Annotated in this window: 23 protein-coding genes; 20 read left to right on the top strand and 3 right to left on the bottom strand. The window is 51.3% G+C overall.

Annotated features, from left to right (window positions below):
• Position 1: 1 nt before the first annotated feature.
• Together glrR and glnB are read left to right on the top strand one after the other, a co-directional pair.
• Complete coding sequence (glrR, locus tag JK211_RS07665; protein ID WP_212708089.1) at positions 2-1336, top strand: two-component system response regulator GlrR; 1335 nt, start codon at positions 2-4, stop codon at positions 1334-1336.
• 90 nt (positions 1337-1426) lie between these two features.
• Positions 1427-1765, top strand: coding sequence for a nitrogen regulatory protein P-II (gene glnB, locus JK211_RS07660; protein ID WP_212708088.1), 339 nt, complete (start codon positions 1427-1429; stop codon positions 1763-1765).
• A 46-nt stretch (positions 1766-1811) separates the two neighbouring features.
• Here the strand turns inward: glnB and hmpA are convergent, their stop codons facing one another.
• Entirely contained in the window at positions 1812-2999 is a 1188-nt protein-coding gene (gene hmpA / locus JK211_RS07655) for an NO-inducible flavohemoprotein (protein WP_212708087.1), read from the bottom strand.
• A 327-nt stretch (positions 3000-3326) separates the two neighbouring features.
• Here hmpA and glyA point away from each other — a divergent pair, with 327 nt between their 5' ends.
• Positions 3327-4580 (top strand): serine hydroxymethyltransferase, encoded by a 1254-nt coding sequence (gene glyA / locus JK211_RS07650; RefSeq protein WP_212708086.1) that lies wholly within the window; start codon positions 3327-3329, stop codon positions 4578-4580.
• A 245-nt stretch (positions 4581-4825) separates the two neighbouring features.
• On the opposite strand, the gene suhB is transcribed toward glyA, so the two are convergent.
• On the bottom strand, positions 4826-5629 hold the full coding sequence (suhB, locus tag JK211_RS07645) for an inositol-1-monophosphatase (protein ID WP_212708085.1): 804 nt from the start codon (positions 5627-5629) through the stop codon (positions 4826-4828).
• A 118-nt stretch (positions 5630-5747) separates the two neighbouring features.
• Between suhB and trmJ the strand changes: the two genes are divergently transcribed.
• The 11 genes from trmJ (at position 5748) to sseB (ending at position 14381) form a co-directional block, all read left to right on the top strand.
• Complete coding sequence (trmJ, locus tag JK211_RS07640) at positions 5748-6476, top strand: tRNA (cytosine(32)/uridine(32)-2'-O)-methyltransferase TrmJ (protein ID WP_212708084.1); 729 nt, start codon at positions 5748-5750, stop codon at positions 6474-6476.
• A 163-nt stretch (positions 6477-6639) separates the two neighbouring features.
• Positions 6640-7140, top strand: a complete 501-nt coding sequence (gene iscR, locus JK211_RS07635; RefSeq protein WP_212708083.1) for a Fe-S cluster assembly transcriptional regulator IscR — start codon at positions 6640-6642, stop codon at positions 7138-7140.
• Positions 7141-7224: 84 nt separating this feature from the next.
• On the top strand, positions 7225-8439 hold the full coding sequence (locus JK211_RS07630) for an IscS subfamily cysteine desulfurase (protein WP_212708082.1): 1215 nt from the start codon (positions 7225-7227) through the stop codon (positions 8437-8439).
• Positions 8440-8460: 21 nt separating this feature from the next.
• Entirely contained in the window at positions 8461-8847 is a 387-nt protein-coding gene (gene iscU, locus JK211_RS07625; protein ID WP_212708081.1) for a Fe-S cluster assembly scaffold IscU, read from the top strand.
• 12 nt (positions 8848-8859) lie between these two features.
• Positions 8860-9183 (top strand): iron-sulfur cluster assembly protein IscA, encoded by a 324-nt coding sequence (gene iscA, locus JK211_RS07620; protein ID WP_038022191.1) that lies wholly within the window; start codon positions 8860-8862, stop codon positions 9181-9183.
• A 78-nt stretch (positions 9184-9261) separates the two neighbouring features.
• On the top strand, positions 9262-9777 hold the full coding sequence (hscB, locus tag JK211_RS07615; RefSeq protein WP_212708080.1) for a co-chaperone HscB: 516 nt from the start codon (positions 9262-9264) through the stop codon (positions 9775-9777).
• A 14-nt stretch (positions 9778-9791) separates the two neighbouring features.
• Positions 9792-11642, top strand: coding sequence for a Fe-S protein assembly chaperone HscA (gene hscA, locus JK211_RS07610; protein WP_212708079.1), 1851 nt, complete (start codon positions 9792-9794; stop codon positions 11640-11642).
• A gap of 2 nt (positions 11643-11644) precedes the next feature.
• On the top strand, positions 11645-11980 hold the full coding sequence (gene fdx, locus JK211_RS07605) for an ISC system 2Fe-2S type ferredoxin (RefSeq protein WP_212708078.1): 336 nt from the start codon (positions 11645-11647) through the stop codon (positions 11978-11980).
• 61 nt (positions 11981-12041) lie between these two features.
• Positions 12042-12242, top strand: a complete 201-nt coding sequence (iscX, locus tag JK211_RS07600) for a Fe-S cluster assembly protein IscX (protein WP_212708077.1) — start codon at positions 12042-12044, stop codon at positions 12240-12242.
• 18 nt (positions 12243-12260) lie between these two features.
• Positions 12261-13547 (top strand): aminopeptidase PepB, encoded by a 1287-nt coding sequence (gene pepB, locus JK211_RS07595; protein ID WP_212708076.1) that lies wholly within the window; start codon positions 12261-12263, stop codon positions 13545-13547.
• Positions 13548-13607: 60 nt separating this feature from the next.
• Positions 13608-14381 (top strand): enhanced serine sensitivity protein SseB, encoded by a 774-nt coding sequence (gene sseB, locus JK211_RS07590; protein ID WP_212708075.1) that lies wholly within the window; start codon positions 13608-13610, stop codon positions 14379-14381.
• Positions 14382-14415: 34 nt separating this feature from the next.
• Here sseB and sseA read toward each other — a convergent pair whose 3' ends face one another.
• Positions 14416-15261: a 3-mercaptopyruvate sulfurtransferase gene (gene sseA / locus JK211_RS07585; protein WP_212708074.1), complete on the bottom strand. Its 846-nt coding sequence runs from the start codon at positions 15259-15261 to the stop codon at positions 14416-14418.
• Positions 15262-15593: 332 nt separating this feature from the next.
• Here sseA and ndk point away from each other — a divergent pair, with 332 nt between their 5' ends.
• From ndk to hisS, 6 genes are all read left to right on the top strand, one after another.
• On the top strand, positions 15594-16025 hold the full coding sequence (gene ndk, locus JK211_RS07580; protein WP_038022177.1) for a nucleoside-diphosphate kinase: 432 nt from the start codon (positions 15594-15596) through the stop codon (positions 16023-16025).
• A gap of 193 nt (positions 16026-16218) precedes the next feature.
• A complete protein-coding gene (locus JK211_RS07575; RefSeq protein WP_212708073.1) occupies positions 16219-17385 on the top strand; it encodes a bifunctional tRNA (adenosine(37)-C2)-methyltransferase TrmG/ribosomal RNA large subunit methyltransferase RlmN in 1167 nt (388 codons plus the stop codon).
• Positions 17386-17466: 81 nt separating this feature from the next.
• Positions 17467-18201: a type IV pilus biogenesis/stability protein PilW gene (gene pilW / locus JK211_RS07570; protein WP_249213327.1), complete on the top strand. Its 735-nt coding sequence runs from the start codon at positions 17467-17469 to the stop codon at positions 18199-18201.
• Positions 18191-19195 (top strand): cytoskeleton protein RodZ, encoded by a 1005-nt coding sequence (gene rodZ / locus JK211_RS07565; protein WP_212708072.1) that lies wholly within the window; start codon positions 18191-18193, stop codon positions 19193-19195. The genes pilW and rodZ overlap by 11 nt, the downstream gene beginning before the upstream one ends.
• 36 nt (positions 19196-19231) lie before the next feature.
• Positions 19232-20353, top strand: coding sequence for a flavodoxin-dependent (E)-4-hydroxy-3-methylbut-2-enyl-diphosphate synthase (ispG, locus tag JK211_RS07560; protein WP_212708071.1), 1122 nt, complete (start codon positions 19232-19234; stop codon positions 20351-20353).
• A gap of 107 nt (positions 20354-20460) precedes the next feature.
• A complete protein-coding gene (gene hisS, locus JK211_RS07555) occupies positions 20461-21735 on the top strand; it encodes a histidine--tRNA ligase (RefSeq protein ID WP_212708070.1) in 1275 nt (424 codons plus the stop codon).
• Positions 21736-21749: the final 14 nt, after the last annotated feature.

Below are 21749 nucleotides of genomic sequence, written 5' to 3'. Positions count from 1 at the left end.
CATGACAAAACAGGCAGCACGATTATTACTGGTAGATGATGACCCGGGGATCCTGACATTGCTGGGAATGCGGTTACGCAGTGAAGGTTTTCGGGTGGCCACCTGTGAAAACGGCACTGATGCGTTACGTCATCTGGCCAGAGAGCCGGTTGATTTGGTCATCAGTGACCTGCGAATGGATCATATGGATGGTCTGACCCTGTTCGGGGAAATTCAGAAACAATTTCCCGGATTACCGGTGATTATTCTTACGGCCCACGGATCCATTCCTGACGCTGTCGCCGCGACCCAGCAGGGAGTATGCAGCTTTCTTACCAAACCGGTTAATCGTGATGCCCTGTATCAGGCTATTGACCAGGCTATCGCCCAGCGGGGCACGGTCACCGGACATCAGCTGAGTGACAGTATCGTGACCCGCAGCCCGCTGATGATGCGCTTGCTGGAACAGGCACAAATGGTGGCCAGTGCCGATGTCAGTATCCTGATTCAGGGGCAGAGCGGTACCGGGAAAGAGGTTCTCGCCAAAGCCATTCATCAGGCCAGTCCGCGATCAGACCGCCCCTTTATTGCCATTAACTGTGGAGCATTACCGGAACAGTTACTTGAATCAGAACTGTTTGGACATGCCAGAGGCGCATTTACCGGTGCTCTGAGTGCCAGAGAAGGGTTGTTCCGGGCGGCAGAAGGCGGGACTCTGTTCCTGGATGAAATAGGTGATATGCCTGCGGCATTACAGGTCAAACTGCTGCGGGTATTACAGGAACGCAGGGTCCGGCCGCTGGGCAGTAATCAGGATGTGGCGATTGATGTACGGATTATCTCAGCAACCCACCGTGATTTGCCGAAAGCGATGGAGGAAAAAACGTTCCGGGAAGATCTCTATTACCGTCTGAACGTGGTTACTCTGCGGTTACCGTCACTGAATGACCGCGCTGAAGATATACCTTTACTGGCAAATGCATTGCTGAGGCAGGCTGCAGACCGGAATAAACCGCATATCCGCAGTTTTTCTGCCGGGGCGATGAAACGACTGATTACGGCCAGCTGGCCCGGCAACGTGCGTCAGCTGGTTAATGTTATCGAACAATGTGTGGCGCTGAGTTCCGCAGCGGTGATCACTGACCGGCTGGTGGAACAGGCACTGGCCGGCGAAAATACAGCGCTGCTGACTTTTGCTGAGGCGAGAAATCAGTTTGAACTGAATTATTTACGTAAGTTATTACAAATGACTGGCGGTAATGTGACCCATGCGGCACGGCTTGCCGGACGAAATCGTACTGAATTCTATAAACTTCTGGCGCGTCATGAACTGGACGCGGGCGATTTTAAAGGGTAATTTGCTGCCAGTTATTTCTACCCCCGATACCGGATAAGATCGCCGGTACCCGAATACCCGGTAGCCACAGGCGAAAGAAAAGGTTCTGTTATGAAAAAAATTGATGCGATTATTAAACCCTTCAAACTGGATGATGTGCGTGAGTCTCTGGCTGAAGTCGGGATCACCGGGATGACAGTGACTGAAGTAAAAGGATTTGGCCGTCAGAAGGGGCACACGGAACTGTACCGTGGCGCAGAATATATGGTCGACTTCCTGCCTAAAGTCAAAATCGAAGTAGTGGTTGCTGACGATATTGTCGATACCTGTGTCGAGACGATTATGCGTACTGCTCAGACCGGGAAAATCGGTGATGGCAAAATTTTTGTATTTGATGTTGCCCGTGTGATCCGTATCCGTACCGGAGAAGAAGACGAAGAGGCTATCTGACAGGCCTGCAGAGGCCATCATTGATGGCCTCTGCAGACCAGTACCGTTACAGAGACTGGTGGGGACCGAACATTTCGTAGTGGATATGGTCGGCACTGACACCTGCTGCCGTCAGCTGGTTAAATACGGACTGCATAAAGCCGGCTGGTCCGCACAGGTAGTAATGGCGGTGCTGGCTTACTTGCTGTTCGCCCGCCTGGCTCAGATCCATCAGTCCGGAGAAGTGTGCCGGGTCATTATCTCCTGCCGCCGGGTGGTTATACCAGGTCAGCTGGCGGAAGTGTTCCAGTTTTTCTCCCAGCGCACTGACTTCATCCCTGAAAGCATGACTGGCAGGATTTTCGGCAGCGTGCCACCAGTTTACTTCCGCCGGATAGCTTTGTTCAGCGAGGCTGTGCAGCATTGCCAGTAGCGGGGTCAGACCGACCCCCGCCGAAATCAGTGTCAGGGGGGCGGGGGCCAGTGAACGGTCGAGCACAAAATCACCGCCCGGCACTGCAATTTCCAGCAAATCGCCACATTTTGCATGTTCATGTAACCAGCCGGAAACTTTCCCGCCCGGCTGATGACGTACAGCAATCCGATAATCGTTACCATTCGCAGTGCGCGTCAGAGAATACTGTCTGATCTGCCGGTATGGAAAACCTTCCGGCTGGAGATAGACAGCCAGATACTGGCCTGCGACATAATCGGCGACCGGCTTACCGTCTTGCGGAGTCAATACAATACTTTTAATAACCTCACTTTGTTGTGTGATGTCACTGATAACAAAACGACGGGTTCCCCGCCAGCCGCCGGGTTTATGTTCATGTTCCTGATAAATTTGCGCCTCACGTCCAATAAAAATGTCTGCCAGTGCGCCGTAAGCCTTTGCCCATGCGGCAAGAACTTCATCACCCGGGTTGAGCAATTCACGGATAGTCCCCAGCAGATGCTCTCCGACAATGGCGTACTGGTCCGGACTGATGGATAAACTGGCATGTTTCTGGGCAATTTTTTCGACGGCAGGAAGCAGTGCAGCAGGGTTATCCAGGTGGCTGCCATAGGCACAGAGTGCGGCAAACAGAGCTTCCGGCTGACGACCACTGACCTGGTTACTCATATTAAAAACATTTTTTAGTTCCGGGTTGTGGCTCAGCATGCGCTGGTAGAAATGTTTTGCTACTGCCGGGCCGGCATTGGCGATAGCAGGAAGAGTCGATCTGACCAGGGCGAGAGTTTCTGAATCAAGCATGCGGGCGTCCTCATTGTTCATTATTAAACATGTATTTTATATACATGTTATAGCCGGCAGTATGGATTGTAAATAAACTTATTGTTAGCAAGGGTTTCCTGCGGTGTGGAGCTGGCCGGAAAATTTATGGCGAACGGTCATGTTTTCTGGCTAAAAAAAGTGCGACTGCTCACAGGTTGACCCGCGAAAATACTGAATGCCAATCGTTTGCGCAAAAAGAACGTTTTCCGGCTACCGTACTCCGGGAAAAGAGTTTACACTGTTGGCCGTTACCCGCCGATGGGTGTTAAATTGCCGTTTTTAAGTTAGCTTAGTCAGGAGATGCGGATGTTAAAGCGAGAGATGAACATAGCCGATTATGATGCCCCACTGTGGGAGGCGATGGAGCAGGAAAAAGTGCGTCAGGAAGAGCACATTGAACTGATTGCTTCAGAAAACTATACCAGCCCACGCGTAATGCAGGCTCAGGGTTCACAGCTGACCAACAAATACGCAGAAGGATACCCTGGTAAGCGTTACTACGGCGGGTGTGAATATGTGGATATTGTTGAACAGTTAGCGATCGATCGCGCAAAAGAACTGTTTGGCGCAGATTATGCCAACGTTCAGCCGCACTCCGGATCTCAGGCTAACTTTGCAGTGTATACCGCATTACTGCAACCGGGCGATACTATCCTCGGGATGAACCTGGCACACGGTGGTCACCTGACTCACGGTTCTCCGGTTAACCTGTCCGGTAAACTGTATAACGTGGTGCCTTACGGCATTGATGAAAGCGGCAAAATTGACTATGACGAACTGGCTGAATTGGCAAAACAACACCAGCCAAAAATGATTATCGGCGGCTTCTCTGCGTATTCCGGTGTGTGTGACTGGGAAAAAATGCGTGAAATCGCAGACAGCGTCGGCGCATGGTTGTTCGTTGATATGGCTCACGTTGCCGGATTAGTCGCAGCCGGTGTCTATCCGACCCCCGTTCCTTATGCCCACATCGTGACCACCACGACCCACAAAACTCTGGCGGGCCCGCGTGGCGGACTGATCCTGGCGAAAGGTGGTGACGAAGATTTTTATAAAAAACTGAATTCGGCGGTTTTCCCTGGCGGCCAGGGCGGTCCTCTGATGCACGTGATTGCCGGTAAAGCGATTGCGCTGAAAGAAGCGATGGAGCCGGAGTTTAAAGCGTATCAGCAGCAGGTTGCGGTTAACGCTAAAGCAATGGTTGAAGTTCTGCTGGACCGCGGGTTTAACATTGTTTCCGGGGGGACGCATAACCACCTGTTCCTGCTGGACCTGGTAGACAAAAATCTGACCGGTAAAGAAGCGGATGCCGCACTGGGACGCGCCAATATTACGGTAAACAAAAACAGCGTGCCTAACGATCCGAAGAGCCCGTTTGTCACTTCCGGTATCCGTATCGGTACGCCAGCAGTAACCCGTCGTGGTTTTAAAGAAGCCGAAGTCCGTGAACTGGCAGGCTGGATTGCTGATGTGCTGAATAACATTAACGACGAAGCGACTATCGAACGTGTTAAAGGCAAAGTCCTCGAAATCTGCGCACGGTTCCCGGTTTACGCCTGAGAATGAATAACCCGTGATCCGGTACTCTGGTCCTCGCGGGCCAGGGTGGCCATCAGATAACGTTAATTGCACCTCAAAGGCGGATAATCTGCTGTCGGGGTGCATTTTTTTTATCTGGCCGCAGACGTTTGCGGAACAGTAAAGAGATAACGACACAAAGCAAGAGCGGCGTAGCGGGGGAGAAAAGGCGACATCAGGAGGGGGAAGGGCAGACAGTCATCAGACCGCCTGCCGGAAAGCAATGATTAGCGTTTCAGCGCTTCGCTTAATTCGTCGCGCATTGAGGCAAGCACGGCGCGTACTACGCGTGGGTTACCGGCAACGATATTACCTGAGCTCAGGTAGCCATGACCGCCGGTAAAGTCAGTGACCAGACCACCCGCTTCACGCACCAGTAATTCACCGGCGGCGAAATCCCATGGTTTCAGGCCAATTTCAAAGTAACCATCGGTACGTCCAGCGGCAACGTAAGCTAAATCCAGGGCGGCTGAGCCGGTACGTCTGAAATCTGCACACTGGGTGAACAGTTTCGTGACAACATTCATAAAAGGTACTGAATGTTGTTTGGCTTTGAACGGGAAGCCGGTAGCGAGGATAGTACCGTCTAAATCGCGGGCAGTGCTGCCACGCAGGCGGTAACCGTTTAACTGGGCACCCTGTCCGCGTGCAGCAGTAAACAGTTCGTTACGCATCGGGTCATAGACCACGGCGACTTCGGTACGTCCTTTGATACGCACGGCAATAGAAACAGAAAAGTGCGGGAAACGTTTAATAAAGTTGGTGGTGCCATCCAGTGGATCAATAACCCATTGAACATCCTTATCTTCACCTGCCAGTTCACCACTTTCTTCAGTGACGATTGAGTGCTTAGGGTAAGATTTACGAATTACCTCAATAATCAGGCGTTCTGCTTCGCGGTCGATATTGGTAACAAAGTCATTGCTGCCTTTCTGACTCGTCTCAACAGCGTCTGGAGTTTCGTAATTTTTAGCAATTAAATTGCCGGCCTTGCGCGCAGCGCGCACGGCGATATTGAGCATCGGATGCATCAGTTATTCCCACTGGATGTTAAAGAACGAAAAAACGCCGGGAAGTATAGCAGCGTGTTCAGATAATGTCTCTTTTTATGTTAGTATCCCTGCATCATTTTAAGAGCGGCCTTCAATTATGTTGCAGAATATTCGTATTGTCCTGGTGGAAACTTCACACACCGGGAATATGGGCTCCGTTGCCCGGGCTATGAAAACCATGGGGCTGTCGAATCTTTATCTGGTGAACCCATTAATTAAACCGGATTCTCAGGCAATTTCCCTGGCGGCGGGTGCCAGTGATTTAATTGGTAATGCCTGTATTGTCGACTCGCTGGATGAGGCCATTTCCGGGTGTAGCCTGGTGGTTGGTACCAGTGCGCGATCCCGTTCTTTGCCCTGGCCGATGCTGGATGCCAGAGAGTGTGGTGTTAAAAGCGTCGAAGAAGGTCAGCAGGCACCGGTAGCTCTGGTATTCGGGCGTGAGCGGGTAGGGCTGACTAACGACGAACTGCAGAAGTGTCACTACCATGTGGCCATTCCGGCAAATCCTGAGTACAGCTCCCTGAACCTTGCGATGGCTGTTCAGCTGATTGCTTACGAAGTGCGCATGGCATGGCTGCAGTCGCAGTCTGCAGATACCGGTGTGGCACAATATGCAGAGTCACCTTATCCGCTGGTTGATGACCTGGAACGTTTCTACGGACACCTGGAAAAGATGATGCAGGACAGTGGTTTTGTTCGTAAAGACCAGCCGGGGCAGGTGATGAGTAAGCTGCGCCGTCTGTTTACCAGGGCGCGTCCTGAGCGTGATGAACTGAATATTTTGCGCGGTATGCTCGCGTCCTTTGAGAAAAAATCGCACTGATGACTCGCTGTGGCTGAAGAAGGACTGAACAGCACAGCAGGTTAAATACCTGAGTAAAATACCCGGTTAAATAGTTGACCATTTTGGTCGGGAATGTCAGACTTATCGTTATTAACTTTTATTAACACTCCGGTAACCGGATACTGATCGAGGTCGTGTAACGATGAGACTGACATCCAAGGGACGTTATGCCGTCACTGCCATGCTGGATGTGGCACTGCATTCAAATGAAGGCCCGGTGCCTTTGGCCGATATTTCTGAACGTCAGGGTATTTCACTTTCCTACCTTGAGCAGCTTTTTTCGCGCCTGCGTAAAAATGGCCTGGTCGCCAGCGTACGCGGGCCGGGTGGCGGATACTTGCTTGGTAAAGATGCCAGCCAGATAGCCGTGGGTACCGTTATCACTGCTGTTGATGAGTCTGTCGATGCTACCCGCTGTCAGGGAAAAGAAGGTTGCCAGGGGGGAGAGCGCTGTCTCACTCACGTATTGTGGCGTGATTTAAGTGACAGAATCAGTGAGTTTCTGAATAATATTACTCTGGCTGAACTGGTCAATAACCAGGATATTCTTGAGGTTGCGGATCGTCAAAATAATGATAACCGACGTTTTCTTGACCCGCGGATGCCGTCTGCCATAGACGTCAAACAGCGTGCTTACAACTAGAGATTATGGCGTTATTTGCCTGCGTAATACCACCGCCATACTATAAATTATTAGCATTGAAGTGATGTACGGAGTTTAAGAGCAATGAAATTACCAATTTATCTGGATTACTCTGCGACTACGCCTGCAGATCCGCGCGTTGCTGAGAAAATGATGCAGTATCTGACGCTGGACGGGGTGTTCGGTAACCCTGCTTCACGTTCTCACCGTTTTGGCTGGCAGTCGGAAGAGGCAGTGGATATTGCCCGTAACCAGATTGCTGATCTGGTTGGTGCTGATCCGCGTGAAATCGTATTCACCTCCGGGGCGACCGAAGCTGACAACCTGGCGATTAAAGGTGCAGCACAGTTTTATCAGAAAAAAGGTAAGCACATCATTACCTGTAAAACTGAACATAAAGCGGTACTGGATACCTGTCGTCAGCTGGAAAGAGAAGGTTTCGAAGTGACCTATCTGGCACCACAGACCAACGGTATTATTGATCTTGACGTGCTGAAAGAGGCTATCCGTGAAGACACTATTCTGGTGTCCATTATGCATGTAAATAATGAAATCGGTGTGGTTCAGGATATTGCCACCATCGGTGAAATTTGCCGTGAACGCGGTATTATTTACCATGTTGATGCGACCCAGAGTGTGGGCAAACTGCCTGTCGATCTGAGCAAACTGAAAGTCGATTTAATGTCTTTCTCTGCCCATAAACTGTACGGACCAAAGGGGATTGGTGCACTCTATGTTCGCCGTAAGCCTCGTGTTCGTCTGGAAGCTCAGATGCACGGCGGTGGCCATGAGCGCGGTATGCGTTCAGGTACCCTGCCAGTGCACCAGATTGTCGGCATGGGTGAAGCTTACCGGATTGCTAAAGAAGAGATGGACAGCGAAATGGCACGTTTACGTGTGCTGCGTGACCGTCTGTGGAACGGTGTCAAAGACATGGAAGAGGTTTATCTGAATGGTGACCTCGAAAATGGCGCACCGAATATCGTCAACATCAGCTTTAACTATGTTGAAGGTGAGTCGCTGATTATGGCGCTTAAAGATCTGGCCGTCTCTTCCGGTTCAGCCTGTACGTCTGCGAGCCTTGAGCCATCTTATGTACTGCGTGCTCTGGGTATGAACGATGAACTGGCCCACAGCTCTATTCGTTTCTCTTTAGGACGTTTTACCACTGAAGAAGAGATCGACTACACCATTAATCTGGTGCGCAATTCTATCGGCCGGCTGCGTGACCTTTCTCCCCTGTGGGAAATGTTTAAAGCAGGCGTGGATTTGAACAGCATCGAATGGTCGCATCACTAACAGTCTTCAGGAGAATATAAAATGGCTTACAGCGAAAAAGTAATAGATCACTACGAAAACCCACGTAATGTGGGCTCTTTTGACAATGCTGACCCGAGTATTGGTAGTGGTATGGTGGGTGCACCTGCCTGCGGCGACGTGATGAAACTGCAAATTAAAGTCAGTGACACGGGGATTATTGAAGATGCCCGTTTCAAAACTTACGGTTGTGGTTCTGCAATTGCCTCCAGTTCACTGATCACCGAATGGGTGAAAGGTAAATCACTGGACGAAGCCCAGGGCATTTCAAATATGCAGATTGCGGAAGAACTGGAATTACCGCCGGTAAAAATTCACTGTTCTATCCTGGCTGAAGATGCGATTAAAGCAGCAATTGCTGACTATAAGAGCAAAAAAACAGACAAGTAAGCGAGGGCAGAGATGTCGATTTCCCTGAGCGATTCAGCTGCTGCGCGTGTCAGTAGTTTTCTGGCAAACCGTGGCTCAGGCTATGGCCTGCGGTTAGGCGTAAGAACGTCAGGCTGTTCGGGTATGGCTTATGTCCTCGAGTTTGTGGACGAACCACAGCCGGAAGATACGGTGTTTGAGCAGAAGGGCGTCAGAGTCGTTGTCGATGGCAAAAGCCTCGTTTATCTGGATGGTACAGAACTGGATTTTGTGAAAGAAGGCCTGAATGAAGGGTTTAAATTCAACAATCCAAATGTAAAAGATGAGTGCGGTTGCGGCGAGAGTTTCAACGTATAATCTCTGTGTCATACACTGAACATCTGCCCCAGCCTGCTGGGGCGTTTTTTTTATTTTTATCTCAGGTTCGGGCCGGTTATGAATTATTTTACCCTGTTTGATTTGCCAGAATCCTTTGATATTGACACTGCACGGCTGGCTGAACATTTCCAGACACTGCAACGTCAGTATCATCCTGACAAGTTTGCGACCTCTCCGGAAGCAGAGCGTCTGAAGGCGTTACAACATGCTGCAACCATCAATCAGGGCTACCAGGCCCTGCGTCAGCCGCTCTCCCGGGCAGAATACTTATTATCTCTGCATGGTTTTGATATCAACAATGAGCAGCATACCCTGCGTGACACGGCTTTTCTGATGGAACAGTTGGAATTACGTGAAGAGCTTGAAACTATCGAACAGCAGAAAAACAGTGATGCACTGGCAGACTGTTTTCGCCGGCTGGATGAAATGGAACAGCAGCGTAGTCAGCAAATGCGCCAGCTATTTATTCAGCAGCAATGGCCTGAAGCCGCAGATACGGTGCGTAAGCTAAGATTTCTCGCTAAACTGCGTGTTGAAGCAGAAAAGCTGGAAGAGAAACTGCTGGATTTTTAAACGGGAAGCTCGTTATGGCGTTATTACAAATCAGTGAACCGGGGTTAAGTGCTGCTCCTCATCAGCGCAAGCTGGCTGCCGGGATTGACCTCGGAACCACCCACTCCCTGGTCGCTACTGTCCGTAGCGGTCAGGCTGAAACTCTGCCGGATACACAAGGGCGTCATTTACTGCCTTCGGTGGTGAATTACCAGCCTGGCCAGTTAATGATTGGCTGGGAAGCCCGTCGCCTGGCTGCCAGTGATCCCCGTTATACCTTTAGTTCGGTGAAACGACTGATTGGCCGATCGCTGGCTGATATTCAGCAGCGTTATCCGCATCTTCCTTATCTGTTCAGTGCCAGCGAGAATGGTCTGCCAATGATGACGACGCCCGATGGCCGGGTGAACCCGATTCAGGTTTCCGGTGATATTCTGGCAGAACTTGCCGCCAGAGCCCGAGAGTCTCTGGGCGGAGAACTGGATGGCGTAGTGATCACAGTCCCGGCTTACTTTGATGATGCCCAGCGCCAGGGAACCAAAGATGCCGCGCGGCTGGCCGGACTCAATGTATTACGGTTGCTCAACGAACCCACTGCCGCTGCTGTCGCCTATGGTCTGGATTCCGGACAGGAAGGTGTGATTGCGGTGTATGATTTAGGCGGGGGGACCTTTGATATTTCGGTACTGCGTCTCAGTCGTGGTGTGTTTGAAGTGCTGGCGACCGGCGGCGACTCTGCACTGGGGGGCGATGACTTCGACCAGTTGCTGGCAGACTGGATCTGTCAACAGGCGGGGATTACCGACCTGAGTGACCGGCGCTTACAACGACAAATTCTGGATGCCGCCACGGCAGCAAAAATCACCCTCAGTGACAAACCACAGGCGACTATCAGCGTCGGTGACTGGCAGGGCAATATCAGCCGTGAACAGTTTACCGCCCTGATTGCACCGCTGGTTAAGCGGACGTTAATCGCCTGCCGCCGCACTTTAAAAGATGCCGGAATCGCGGTTGATGAGGTACAGGAAGTTGTGATGGTCGGGGGCTCCACCCGTACACCGGCAGTGCGCGACAAAGTGGGCGAGTTTTTTGCCCGTCAGCCGCTGACCTCGATTGATCCGGACAAAGTCGTTGCCCTCGGGGCGGCAATTCAGGCGGATATCCTGGTGGGGAATAAACCTGACAGTGATATGTTACTGCTTGATGTCATCCCTCTGTCACTGGGTCTTGAAACCATGGGCGGACTGACCGAAAAAGTGATCCCGCGTAACACCACTATCCCTGTGGCCCGTGCTCAGGAATTTACCACGTTTAAAGATGCCCAGACCGCAATGAGTATTCATGTGGTACAGGGCGAACGTGAACTGGTGAGTGATTGCCGTTCACTGGCGCGTTTTGCTTTGCGTGGTCTGCCGCCACTGCCGGCTGGCGGAGCCCATATTCGTGTCACTTTTCAGGTGGATGCAGATGGCCTGTTAAGTGTTACTGCGATGGAAAAGTCTACGGCTGTTGAAGCGTCTATTCAGGTGAAACCGTCCTATGGTCTGACTGAAAATGAAATTGCGACCATGATCACCGACTCAATGACCTATGCCCGCGACGATGTGGCGGCACGAAAACTGGCGGAACAGAAAGTTGATGGTCTGCGGGTACTGGAAAGCCTGGAGGGTGCGTTAGCCGAAGACAGCACATTACTTTCCGCTGATGAACTGCAGAAAATTCGTCAGGCTCAGGACAACCTGCGCCACGCACTGGAAGGTGATGATGAAGCGCAGATTGCTGGCGGAATAAAATTATTGGATCAAGTGACTCAGGAGTTTGCCGCACGCCGGATGGATAATTCAATTCGCCGGGCGCTGACCGGACACTCTGTGGATGAGGTTTAAGAATGCCTAAGATTGTAATTTTGCCCCATAAAGATTTGCTGCCGGAGGGCGGCGTCTATGATGCAGCGCCCGGTGAGACTATCCTGGATGTTGCATTACGTAATGGTATCGAAGTTGAGCACGCCTGTGAGAAGTCCTGTGCCTGTACTACTTGCCACTGTGTGGTGCGTGAAGGATTTGATTCACTGCCCGAGAGCACTGATGACGAAGATGATATGCTGGACAAAGCCTGGGGGCTTGAACCGGACAGCCGTCTGAGTTGTCAGGCGCGGATTGCCGACGAAGACCTGGTCGTGGAATTCCCGCGTTACACCCTGAACCATGCGCGTGAGCATTAATTAAAACGTTAACATCCCGGGTCGGAAATTTTCCGGCCCGTTTTGTGCCAGAGGAGTCATTATGTCAATCAAATGGACCGACAGCCGATTTATCGGTGAAGCACTGTATGATCAATTTCCGGAGACGGATCCGAAAACCGTCCGCTTCACTGATTTACATCAGTGGGTTTGTGAATTAGAAGATTTTGATGATAACCCTGAGGCTTCAAATGAAAAAATCCTCGAAGCAATTCTGTTAGTCTGGATGGACGAGTACGAATAACCCGTAAGGAGCGATTTTATGACCACACCAATGATGCAGATCAGACTCAGCCAGCAAGCTGCAGATGCCCGCTGGGGCGAAAAAGCCATTATTTCCAGCACTGACCAGGGGATGACTATCCACCTGAGTGCCGGGGATGAGCTGCAGGTTATTCAGCGTGCTGCCCATAAAATCGATGGTCAGGGAATACGTTCCGTCGCACTGGCGGGGGATGACTGGGATCTGGAACGTTGCTGGGCTTTCTGGCAAGGTTTTCGTTCACCAAAAGGTCATCGCCAGGTGCAGTGGCCACAACTGAATGACAGTGATAAAACCGAACTTCAGCAGCGGCTGAAAATTGTCGACTGGGTGCGGGATGTCATCAACCTGCCGGCCGAAGAACTCGGGCCGGAAGATTTAGCCAGCGCCGCGATTGATCTGCTCAGTGAAACCGGCGGTGATGCGGTCACTTACCGTATCACTAAAGGTGAAGCCCTGCGTGATCAGGGGTATAACGGACTGCATATTGTCGGCAGGGGTTCGACCCGCTCACCGGTATTATTAACCCTGGACTTTAACCCTTCGGCAGATGATGCAACGCCGGTTGATATCTGTCTGGTCGGGAAAGGGATTACTTTTGATACCGGCGGCTACAGCCTGAAAGGCAGCACTTTTATGGATTCGATGAAATCCGATATGGGCGGTGCTGCTACTCTGACTGGCGCGCTGGCGCTGGCAATCAGCCGCGGCCTGAATAAACGCGTGAAGCTGATCCTGTGCTGTGCTGATAATATGGTCAGTGGCGGGGCATTGCGCCTCGGGGATATTATCCGTTATCGCAACGGTAAATCAGTTGAAGTGATGAATACTGATGCTGAAGGGCGACTGGTCTTAGCTGATGGCCTGATCGATGCCAGCCAGCAAAAACCCCGGCTGCTGATTGACGCCGCAACCCTGACCGGGGCCGCAAAAACAGCGCTGGGTAATGATTACCATGCCTTGTTCAGTTTTGATGAATCGCTGGCCAGCCAACTGCTGGACAGTGCTGCTGCAGAAGGTGAGTTATTCTGGCGTTTACCGCTGGCAGAGTTCCATCGCCAGCATCTGCCGTCAAACTTTGCCGACCTGAACAATATTGCCAGTCCTTCCCATGCGGCAGGGGCCAGCAGCGCAGCCGCTTTCCTGTCTTATTTTGTGGAAGACTACCAGCAGGGCTGGTTGCATATTGACTGTTCGGCGACTTACCGGAAAGGTGCGGTCGATCAGTGGTCGGCCGGGGCGACCGGACTGGGAGTCCGGACACTGGCTAACCTGTTACTTAAATAAACCTGATAGTTTTCTTCAGCAGGGCAGACTCCGGTCTGCCCTTATTTTCGGGCAGATAAAATGCAGATATCTCTTGAAGAATTGTTAACTAAAGCGGCAACAGAACCGGCCCATCGTCCTGAATTTTTTCAGCGGCTGATGCAGTCTGATGTCTGGGTTATCGGCAGTAACAATGCGGGAAGCACAGAACAGAGTACGATCTGTGATCTTGAACACTGGGAAAAAGAGGACGGACAGCCTGTGATACCGTTCTTCACCTCAGAAGCCGCCTTTACCGAAGCGGGCGGGGCGAAAAAAGCAGGTTTCAGCCTCAGTACCCGGGCACTGTTTGAAATGACCCGTGGCGAAATCCTGTTTCTGAATCCGGGGCGTGACAGCGGGAAAGAATTTACGGTAGCAGAAATAGATGCGCTGTTATCGGGGGCTGGTAACGCGTTAACTGAGCTCAGTGTCCGCGAACAGGGGCAGACGTTATTACTGTCGGCCGTTGAGCAGCCTCCGCAACAGTTGACAGACTCGCTGAAAAAACTGTTCAGTACATATAAACCGGTTCGCAGGGCCTTTATTGCATGGTGTAAAGAAACACCGGAGCAACCCGGGAATTTATTGATCGGTATCGAAGCCAGCGACGATCTGGATGATATTATTCAGGCGGCCGGGCACGTGGCTATGGATACGCTTCCTGATGATGGGGTGATCGATTTCTGTGAAGTCCGGGAGTCATCTGAAGGTATCAGTCACTTCTTCAGCGCCCATATAATACCGTTCTATCAGCGGCCCCATGGCAGTTTTCTGCGCGGACTGGCGTTAAACGGCGGGCAGCGCATTTTATAAATCCGGGGACGGGTGCCCCGGAAAATACAGGTTATTACAATTGCACCCCGGGCAGGTCGTCTCTGCTGCCCCATTCTCCCCAGGCGCCGTCGTAGAGGCTGACCTGTTGCTGACCAAGACGGGTTAAGGCAGCAATCAGTACCACGGCGGTAACACCTGAACCACAGCTGGCGATCACCGGTCGGCGGATATCCACACCCGCGGCTTCGAACACCTTGCGCAGTTGTTCGTCATTGAGTAACTGTCCGTTCTGTACCAGGCTATTCCAGGGAATATTCAGGCTGCCCGGGATATGGCCTCGTTTCAGACCCGGCCGGGGCTCATCCACCTCGCCGTTAAAACGAGGGGCGGCTCGTGCATCAATGATTTGAGCACTGCCTTCGTGGCTGGCCAGTAATACATCATTCAGCCGGCTGATTTGCCCCTGCTGTGGCCTGGCATCAAAAACACCTTCGGCCAGTTGAGGGATCCCGGTCTCTGTCGGTAGCCCGGCCTCTTTCCATGCCTGCAATCCGCCGGCGAGGATCGAGACCTGAGAGACCCCAAAGTGGCGCAGCATCCACCATGCACGCGGCGCTGAAAACAGGCTGCCATCGTCATATACCACCAGGTGTTTATCACTGTCCACCCCCAGTTCACGCATAGCAACCGCAAAGGCCTCCGGCCGTGGCATCATATGCGGGAAGGGGCTATTGTGGTCGGACAATGCTTCAATATTAAAGAAGGGTGCTCCGGGGATATGTCCGGCCTGGTATTCACGGTCAATATCTCGCGTCAGTTCCTGGCCCGGTGGCAGCATTCTGGCATCCAGTATTTGCAGATGCTGATCATGCTGATGCTCAGCCAGCCATGCGGTAGTTACAAAAATTGCCGGATTCATAGCCTCTCCTGTGGAATTAGGGTGTTCTGAGTGTCGGTGATTTTATCTGTCAGCTCAAGTTCCGGCGCAGGAAAAAGACAACAACTGTCATACTTTTACGCGGGCAGGGATTTATCCGGCCGGTGAAAGACAGGTATTTTGTTCATCTATCCACCAATCTGCTGATCAGGCGATGATTTTTTAAAAAAAAACACGATTTACCGTAGGCAATAGCGGCATAGCCCCCTATAATTTGCGCCGTTTCTTCGCCGGAACGGTTATTTCGTATTCTGTTTTCAGGCCGCAATAATTATTCTGTGCGACATACTGTGAAAGTTCAGACTGAGGTCAAAATGACAATCGAACGTACGTTTTCTATTATCAAGCCAAACGCTGTCGCTAAAAACGTGATTGGTGCTATCTATAACCGTTTTGAAAGCGCTGGCTTCAAAATTGTTGCTGCAAAAATGCTGCACCTGACCAAAGAGCAGGCTGAAGGTTTTTACGCAGAACACAAAGGCCGTCCTTTCTTTGACGGTCTGGTAGAATTCATGACCTCTGGTCCGGTTGTTGTCTCTGTACTGGAAGGTGAAAACGCAGTACAGCGTCACCGTGACCTGATGGGTGCAACTAACCCGGATAACGCTCTGGCGGGTACTTTACGCGCAGATTACGCTGACAGCTTCACCGAGAACGCAACTCACGGTTCTGATTCTCAGGAATCTGCAGCACGTGAAATTGCTTACTTCTTCGCTGAAGGTGAAGTTTGCCCGCGTACCCGTTAATCTGTCCCTGCGGGAAATGACTGTAAACACACAGTGACAAAATAGTCAGTGAACGGGGCAACCCTGAATGGCATCCCGCAACAGATAATGTACAATAAGCACCCCTGCAGAATATTTCTGCAGGGGTGTTTCTTTATTAAACTGTCTATCCATAACCGAGCCATAACGTGTAACAACGAGGCCAGAGATTATTATGTCCGAACCTGCAGCAACTCCTGTATCCGTAACCCCTGTCACTGCGACACCCAAAGCTAAAATCAACCTGCTGGATTTAAACCGCCAGCAAATGCGTGAATTCTTTCTTGAACTCGGGGAAAAGCCATTTCGTGCCGATCAGGTAATGAAATGGATTTATCACTATTGCAGTGATGACTTTGAGCAGATGACAGATATCAACAAAGTCCTGAGGCAGAAACTGAGCCAGGTCGCCGAAATTCGTGCGCCGGAAGTGGCTGAAGAAATGCGCTCGTCTGATGGCACCATTAAGTGGGCAATCCGCGTCGGTGACCAGCTGGTAGAAACGGTTTATATTCCTGAAAATGACCGCGCGACACTTTGTGTTTCCTCACAGGTCGGATGTGCACTGGAATGTAAATTCTGTTCTACCGCACAACAGGGTTTTAACCGTAACCTGCGCGTGTCGGAAATTATTGGTCAGGTGTGGCGGGCAGCGAAAATTATTGGTGCGGCCAAAGTAACCGGCCAGCGTCCGATTACCAATGTGGTAATGATGGGCATGGGTGAGCCGTTACTGAACCTGAATAATGTTGTCCCGGCGATGGAAATCATGCTGGACGACTTTGGTTTCGGATTATCTAAACGTCGCGTAACCCTGTCGACATCGGGGGTGGTTCCGGCACTGGATAAGCTGGGTGATATGATTGATGTGGCACTGGCTATTTCCCTGCATGCGCCGAATGATGCATTGCGTGATGAAATTGTGCCAATTAACAAAAAATATAATATCGAGACTTTCCTGCAGTCGGTCAAACGCTATATGGAAAAGTCTAACGCCAATCAGGGCCGTGTAACTATTGAGTATGTCTTGCTGGATCATGTTAATGACAGCACCGATCACGCTCATCAACTGGCAGAAGTGCTGAAAAACACCCCTTGTAAGATCAACCTGATCCCATGGAACCCCTTCCCGGGTGCGCCTTATGGCCGCAGCTCTAATAGCCGTGTTGACCGTTTTTCGAAAGTACTGATGGATTATGGTTTCACCACTATTGTGCGTAAAACCCGCGGTGACGATATTGATGCTGCCTGTGGGCAGTTAGCCGGGGATGTTATTGACCGTACAAAGCGGACTTTACGCAAAAAAGCAGCCGGTGAAGAAATCTCTGTGAAGGCAGTCTAAGCTTATACGGTTCTTAGTTTAATTGATCCTCTGTCATCTGTATGGCTTATAGCTTCGTCAGGATGAGCATGGAGACAGAGGATGTTAACAAAATCATGGATGACCACTGCATTGCTGGCAGTTTCGGCAGTTGTTAGCGGTTGCAGCCGTCCGCCGTCAGTTTCACCGGTGCGGTTACAGTTAGGCCTGCAATATCTGGTGGCAGGGGAGTATTCTGCCGCCGAACGGAACCTGCAACGAGCCAGACTGGCAGCGGCAGAAGATTACCGGCCTGTGCTGGGACTGGCCCGGCTTTATCAGGCTCAGGGCGATAATGACGAGGCGGCTGTCTGGTACACCCGGGCAGAGGAAATTGCACCGGAAAATGGCTATGTGCTTAATAATTACGGTGCGTTTCTGTGTTCTTTAAGGCAGTATGATAAAGCACAGTCCCGTTTCTTAGCGGCAATGCAGGCTGATGAAACCGGCAGCCGGATTCAGGCATTACTGTTTTCAGGAAGGTGTTTTCTGGATGCGGGGGATACCCGCCAGGCGGCTGATAGTTTGTCGCAGGCGGTTGTTGCTGAAAATTCTGCAGCCGGTAAATTGCTTGAAGAAGCCGGCCGACGGCTGGAACAACAGAAATTTGCGGATACACGGTTGTTGTTAGAGATTTATCACCAGCAACGCTCTGCCAGTGCAGAGAGTTTATGGTTAAAGATTCTTTACGCCGCGCGACAAAATGCCACCAGTGACGTGAAGCGTTACGGTGACCAGTTAGCGCGGGTTTATCCACTTTCGATACAGTACCAGCGTTATTTAGCTAATGAATACTGAAGCCACCCAAGAAAAATCTGCAGTCCCGTCCACAGGTGAACGTCTGCGTTTAGCCCGTGAATCCAAAGGGCTGACGCAACAAAATGTTGCGGAACGTCTTTGCCTGAAAGTGTCCACGGTACGTGATATCGAGGAGGACAAATCACCGACTGATTTAGCCGCGACTTTCTTACGCGGTTATATACGCTCTTATGCCCGGCTGGTGAATGTCCCTGAAGATGATATTTTGCCGATGCTCTCTAAACAGGCACCGGTGCGTTCGGCAAAAATTACCCCTATGCACAATATCTCCCTTGGCAGCAGCAGCCGGCGCAAGAAACGCGATGGCATGCTGACAACATTTACCGTGCTGGTTATCCTTGTCGTGGTGGGCCTTACTGTTGCCTGGTGGTGGCAGAACCACAAAGCCTCTCAGGCGGATATGGCGGCGATGACGGATTCCGCGTCAGAAGTATCATCCGGCGGCGGTAATGAACAATCTATCCCTCTGTCGGCCGACGACAGTTCAGCGACAGGCTCAACCCCGGTGCCTCTGGATACAGAGAACACGGCACCTGCTGCGCCTGAAAATACCCCGGCACCTGCTGCTGAGACACCGGCAGCACCACAGACGCCAGCTCAGCCGGTCGCGGTTTCTCCGTCACAGACCTCTTTACCGGCCAGTCCGCCGGCCGTTGCTCAGGCTCCTCAGGCGCCGGATACTACCGCTTCGGCCCCTGCGACAGCAGCTGCAGATACCACAGCCGCAAGTTCAGATGCGCTGGTAATGAACTTTAACGGAGACTGCTGGCTGGAAGTGACTGATGCAACCGGCCGTAAACTGTTCAGTGGTTTACAACGTAAGGGAAGCAGCCTGAACCTGAAAGGCAAAACGCCGTATCGCTTAAAAATTGGCGCACCCTCAGCTGTTTCTGTACAGTTCCGTGGTCAGCCTGTTGATTTAAATCGTTTTATTCGTAATAACCAGGTCGCCCGCCTGACAGTTGGTGCATAATAGCGCGCCATTGCAGAGGACTTGTGGAGAAAAAATATGCATAACCAGGCTCCAATAAACCGTCGTAAATCCACGCGGATTTATGTTGGTAAGGTGCCAGTCGGCGACGGAGCGCCTATTGCCGTCCAGTCGATGACCAATACCCGTACGACTGATGTCGAAGCCACCGTTACTCAGATTAAAGCTCTGGAGCGGGTAGGTGCTGATATTGTTCGTGTGTCTGTGCCAACCATGGATGCTGCTGAAGCTTTCCGTCTGATTAAACAACGTGTCAGTGTGCCGCTGGTGGCAGATATTCACTTTGACTACCGTATTGCCCTGAAAGTGGCCGAGTATGGTGTTGACTGTTTACGTATCAACCCGGGGAATATCGGCAATAATGAACGTATCCGTCAGGTGGTTGACTGTGCCCGTGACCATAATATTCCGATTCGTATCGGGGTAAATGCCGGCTCACTGGAAAAAGATCTGCAGGAAAAATATGGCGAGCCGACGCCTCAGGCATTGCTGGAATCGGCTATGCGCCATGTTGATCATCTGGACCGGCTTAATTTCGATCAGTTTAAAGTCAGTGTGAAAGCCTCGGATGTGTTTCTCGCTGTCGAGTCTTATCGTCTGCTGGCAAAACAGATTGATCAGCCTCTGCACCTCGGGATCACTGAGGCCGGTGGCGCACGTGCCGGGTCGGTTAAATCTGCGATTGGTCTGGGGTTACTGTTATCTGAAGGTATTGGTGACACACTGCGTATTTCCCTGGCTGCCGATCCGGTCGAAGAGATTAAAGTCGGCTTTGATATCCTGAAATCATTACGTATCCGTGCCCGCGGGATCAACTTCATTGCCTGCCCGACCTGTTCACGTCAGGAATTTGATGTGATCGGTACCGTGAATGCACTGGAACAACGCCTTGAAGATATTATCACCCCGATGGATGTTTCTATCATTGGCTGCGTGGTTAACGGACCGGGTGAAGCCACTGTATCGACACTTGGCGTTACCGGCGGCAGCAAAAAAAGCGGGTTTTATGAAGACGGTGTCCGGCAACGTGACCGGCTGGATAACAGCGATATGATTGAACAACTTGAAGCGCGTATCCGGGCTAAAGCTTCAATGCTTGACGAAAATCACCGGATTACTGTCCGCCAGGTTGAGAAATAAAGGTGATGCATTCCTCAGGGAATGTATCGTTTGATGATTGCTCCTGTGCGGTATCAGCCCGATAAGGTATGATGCCGGACAGGTTTTTTGTTTTAAGAGATTTTGACGTGGCGAAGAATATCCAGGCTATCCGCGGAATGAATGATTATCTGCCAGCAGATACCGCACTTTGGCAACGAATTGAACAGGTCCTTAAGCAGGTACTGGCGGGTTATGGTTTCAGCGAAATCCGTCTGCCGATTGTTGAACAAACACCTCTGTTCAAACGTGCGATCGGTGAAGTTACCGATGTCGTTGAGAAAGAGATGTATACCTTTGATGACCGTAATGGCGATAGTCTGACGCTGCGTCCTGAGGGCACTGCCGGTTGTGTACGTGCGGGTATTGAGCATGGTCTGTTATATAACCAGGAACAGCGGTTATGGTACATCGGGCCGATGTTCCGTTATGAGCGTCCGCAGAAAGGGCGCTACCGTCAGTTTCATCAGATTGGTGCGGAAGTTTTCGGCCTGAAGGGTCCGGACATTGATGCTGAGCTGATTATGATGACAGCCCGCTGGTGGAAAGCTCTGGGTATCGCTGAACATGTCCGTCTGGAACTGAACTCTATTGGCTCGCTGGAAGCCCGTGCAAACTACCGTGATGCACTGGTCGCTTTTCTTGAGCAGCATAAAGAGGCTCTGGATGATGACTGTAAACGCCGTATGTACAGCAATCCGCTGCGGGTGCTGGACAGTAAAAACCAGGATATTCAGCAACTGCTGAACGATGCACCTCAGTTAGGTGACTACCTGGACCCGGAATCACGTGAACACTTTGATGGTCTGTGTGCCTTACTGGATGATGCCGGTATCAGTTACACGGTCAATCAGCGTCTGGTCCGCGGGCTGGACTACTATAACCGCACTGTATTTGAATGGGTGACCAACAGCCTGGGTTCACAAGGGACGGTATGTGCCGGTGGACGTTATGATGGTCTGGTAGAACAACTGGGTGGCAGAGCAACGCCGGCCGTTGGTTTTGCGATGGGACTGGAACGTCTGGTACTTTTAGTTCAGGCAGTTAACCCGGATTTTGAACCGACCCGTAAAGTCGATGTCTATGTTATCGCTTCAGGTGCCGGTGTGCAGTCAGCAGCGATGCAGCTGGCCGAAGATCTGCGTGATGCCAGCGCGGAAATGAAAGTTATGACCAATTTTGGTGGCGGTAACTTCAAAAAACAATTTGCCCGTGCCGATAAGTGGGGAGCCCGGGTGGCCCTGGTGCTGGGTGAAGAGGAAGTGAAAAACAACCAGGTTGTGATCAAAGACCTGAGCTCCGGCGACCAGCAAACCGTTAACCGGGATGACGTATCTGGCGTATTACTGAACGTATTACAGTAACCGGCAGATATTAT

The organism is Tatumella sp. JGM130 (assembly GCF_018257525.1).
Lineage (GTDB): Bacteria > Pseudomonadota > Gammaproteobacteria > Enterobacterales > Enterobacteriaceae > Tatumella > Tatumella punctata.
Note: the sequence above shows the minus strand (reverse complement) of the source record. Positions and strands in the feature narration are given on the sequence as shown.

Coding starts and splice junctions, on each gene's coding strand:
- glrR (WP_212708089.1), top strand. CDS start 2: ATGACAAAACAGGCAGCACGATTATTACTGGTAGATGATGACCCGGGG.
- glnB (WP_212708088.1), top strand. CDS start 1,427: ATGAAAAAAATTGATGCGATTATTAAACCCTTCAAACTGGATGATGTG.
- hmpA (WP_212708087.1), bottom strand. CDS start 2,999: ATGCTTGATTCAGAAACTCTCGCCCTGGTCAGATCGACTCTTCCTGCT.
- glyA (WP_212708086.1), top strand. CDS start 3,327: ATGTTAAAGCGAGAGATGAACATAGCCGATTATGATGCCCCACTGTGG.
- suhB (WP_212708085.1), bottom strand. CDS start 5,629: ATGCATCCGATGCTCAATATCGCCGTGCGCGCTGCGCGCAAGGCCGGC.
- trmJ (WP_212708084.1), top strand. CDS start 5,748: ATGTTGCAGAATATTCGTATTGTCCTGGTGGAAACTTCACACACCGGG.
- iscR (WP_212708083.1), top strand. CDS start 6,640: ATGAGACTGACATCCAAGGGACGTTATGCCGTCACTGCCATGCTGGAT.
- JK211_RS07630 (WP_212708082.1), top strand. CDS start 7,225: ATGAAATTACCAATTTATCTGGATTACTCTGCGACTACGCCTGCAGAT.
- iscU (WP_212708081.1), top strand. CDS start 8,461: ATGGCTTACAGCGAAAAAGTAATAGATCACTACGAAAACCCACGTAAT.
- iscA (WP_038022191.1), top strand. CDS start 8,860: ATGTCGATTTCCCTGAGCGATTCAGCTGCTGCGCGTGTCAGTAGTTTT.
- hscB (WP_212708080.1), top strand. CDS start 9,262: ATGAATTATTTTACCCTGTTTGATTTGCCAGAATCCTTTGATATTGAC.
- hscA (WP_212708079.1), top strand. CDS start 9,792: ATGGCGTTATTACAAATCAGTGAACCGGGGTTAAGTGCTGCTCCTCAT.
- fdx (WP_212708078.1), top strand. CDS start 11,645: ATGCCTAAGATTGTAATTTTGCCCCATAAAGATTTGCTGCCGGAGGGC.
- iscX (WP_212708077.1), top strand. CDS start 12,042: ATGTCAATCAAATGGACCGACAGCCGATTTATCGGTGAAGCACTGTAT.
- pepB (WP_212708076.1), top strand. CDS start 12,261: ATGACCACACCAATGATGCAGATCAGACTCAGCCAGCAAGCTGCAGAT.
- sseB (WP_212708075.1), top strand. CDS start 13,608: ATGCAGATATCTCTTGAAGAATTGTTAACTAAAGCGGCAACAGAACCG.
- sseA (WP_212708074.1), bottom strand. CDS start 15,261: ATGAATCCGGCAATTTTTGTAACTACCGCATGGCTGGCTGAGCATCAG.
- ndk (WP_038022177.1), top strand. CDS start 15,594: ATGACAATCGAACGTACGTTTTCTATTATCAAGCCAAACGCTGTCGCT.
- JK211_RS07575 (WP_212708073.1), top strand. CDS start 16,219: ATGTCCGAACCTGCAGCAACTCCTGTATCCGTAACCCCTGTCACTGCG.
- pilW (WP_249213327.1), top strand. CDS start 17,467: ATGTTAACAAAATCATGGATGACCACTGCATTGCTGGCAGTTTCGGCA.
- rodZ (WP_212708072.1), top strand. CDS start 18,191: ATGAATACTGAAGCCACCCAAGAAAAATCTGCAGTCCCGTCCACAGGT.
- ispG (WP_212708071.1), top strand. CDS start 19,232: ATGCATAACCAGGCTCCAATAAACCGTCGTAAATCCACGCGGATTTAT.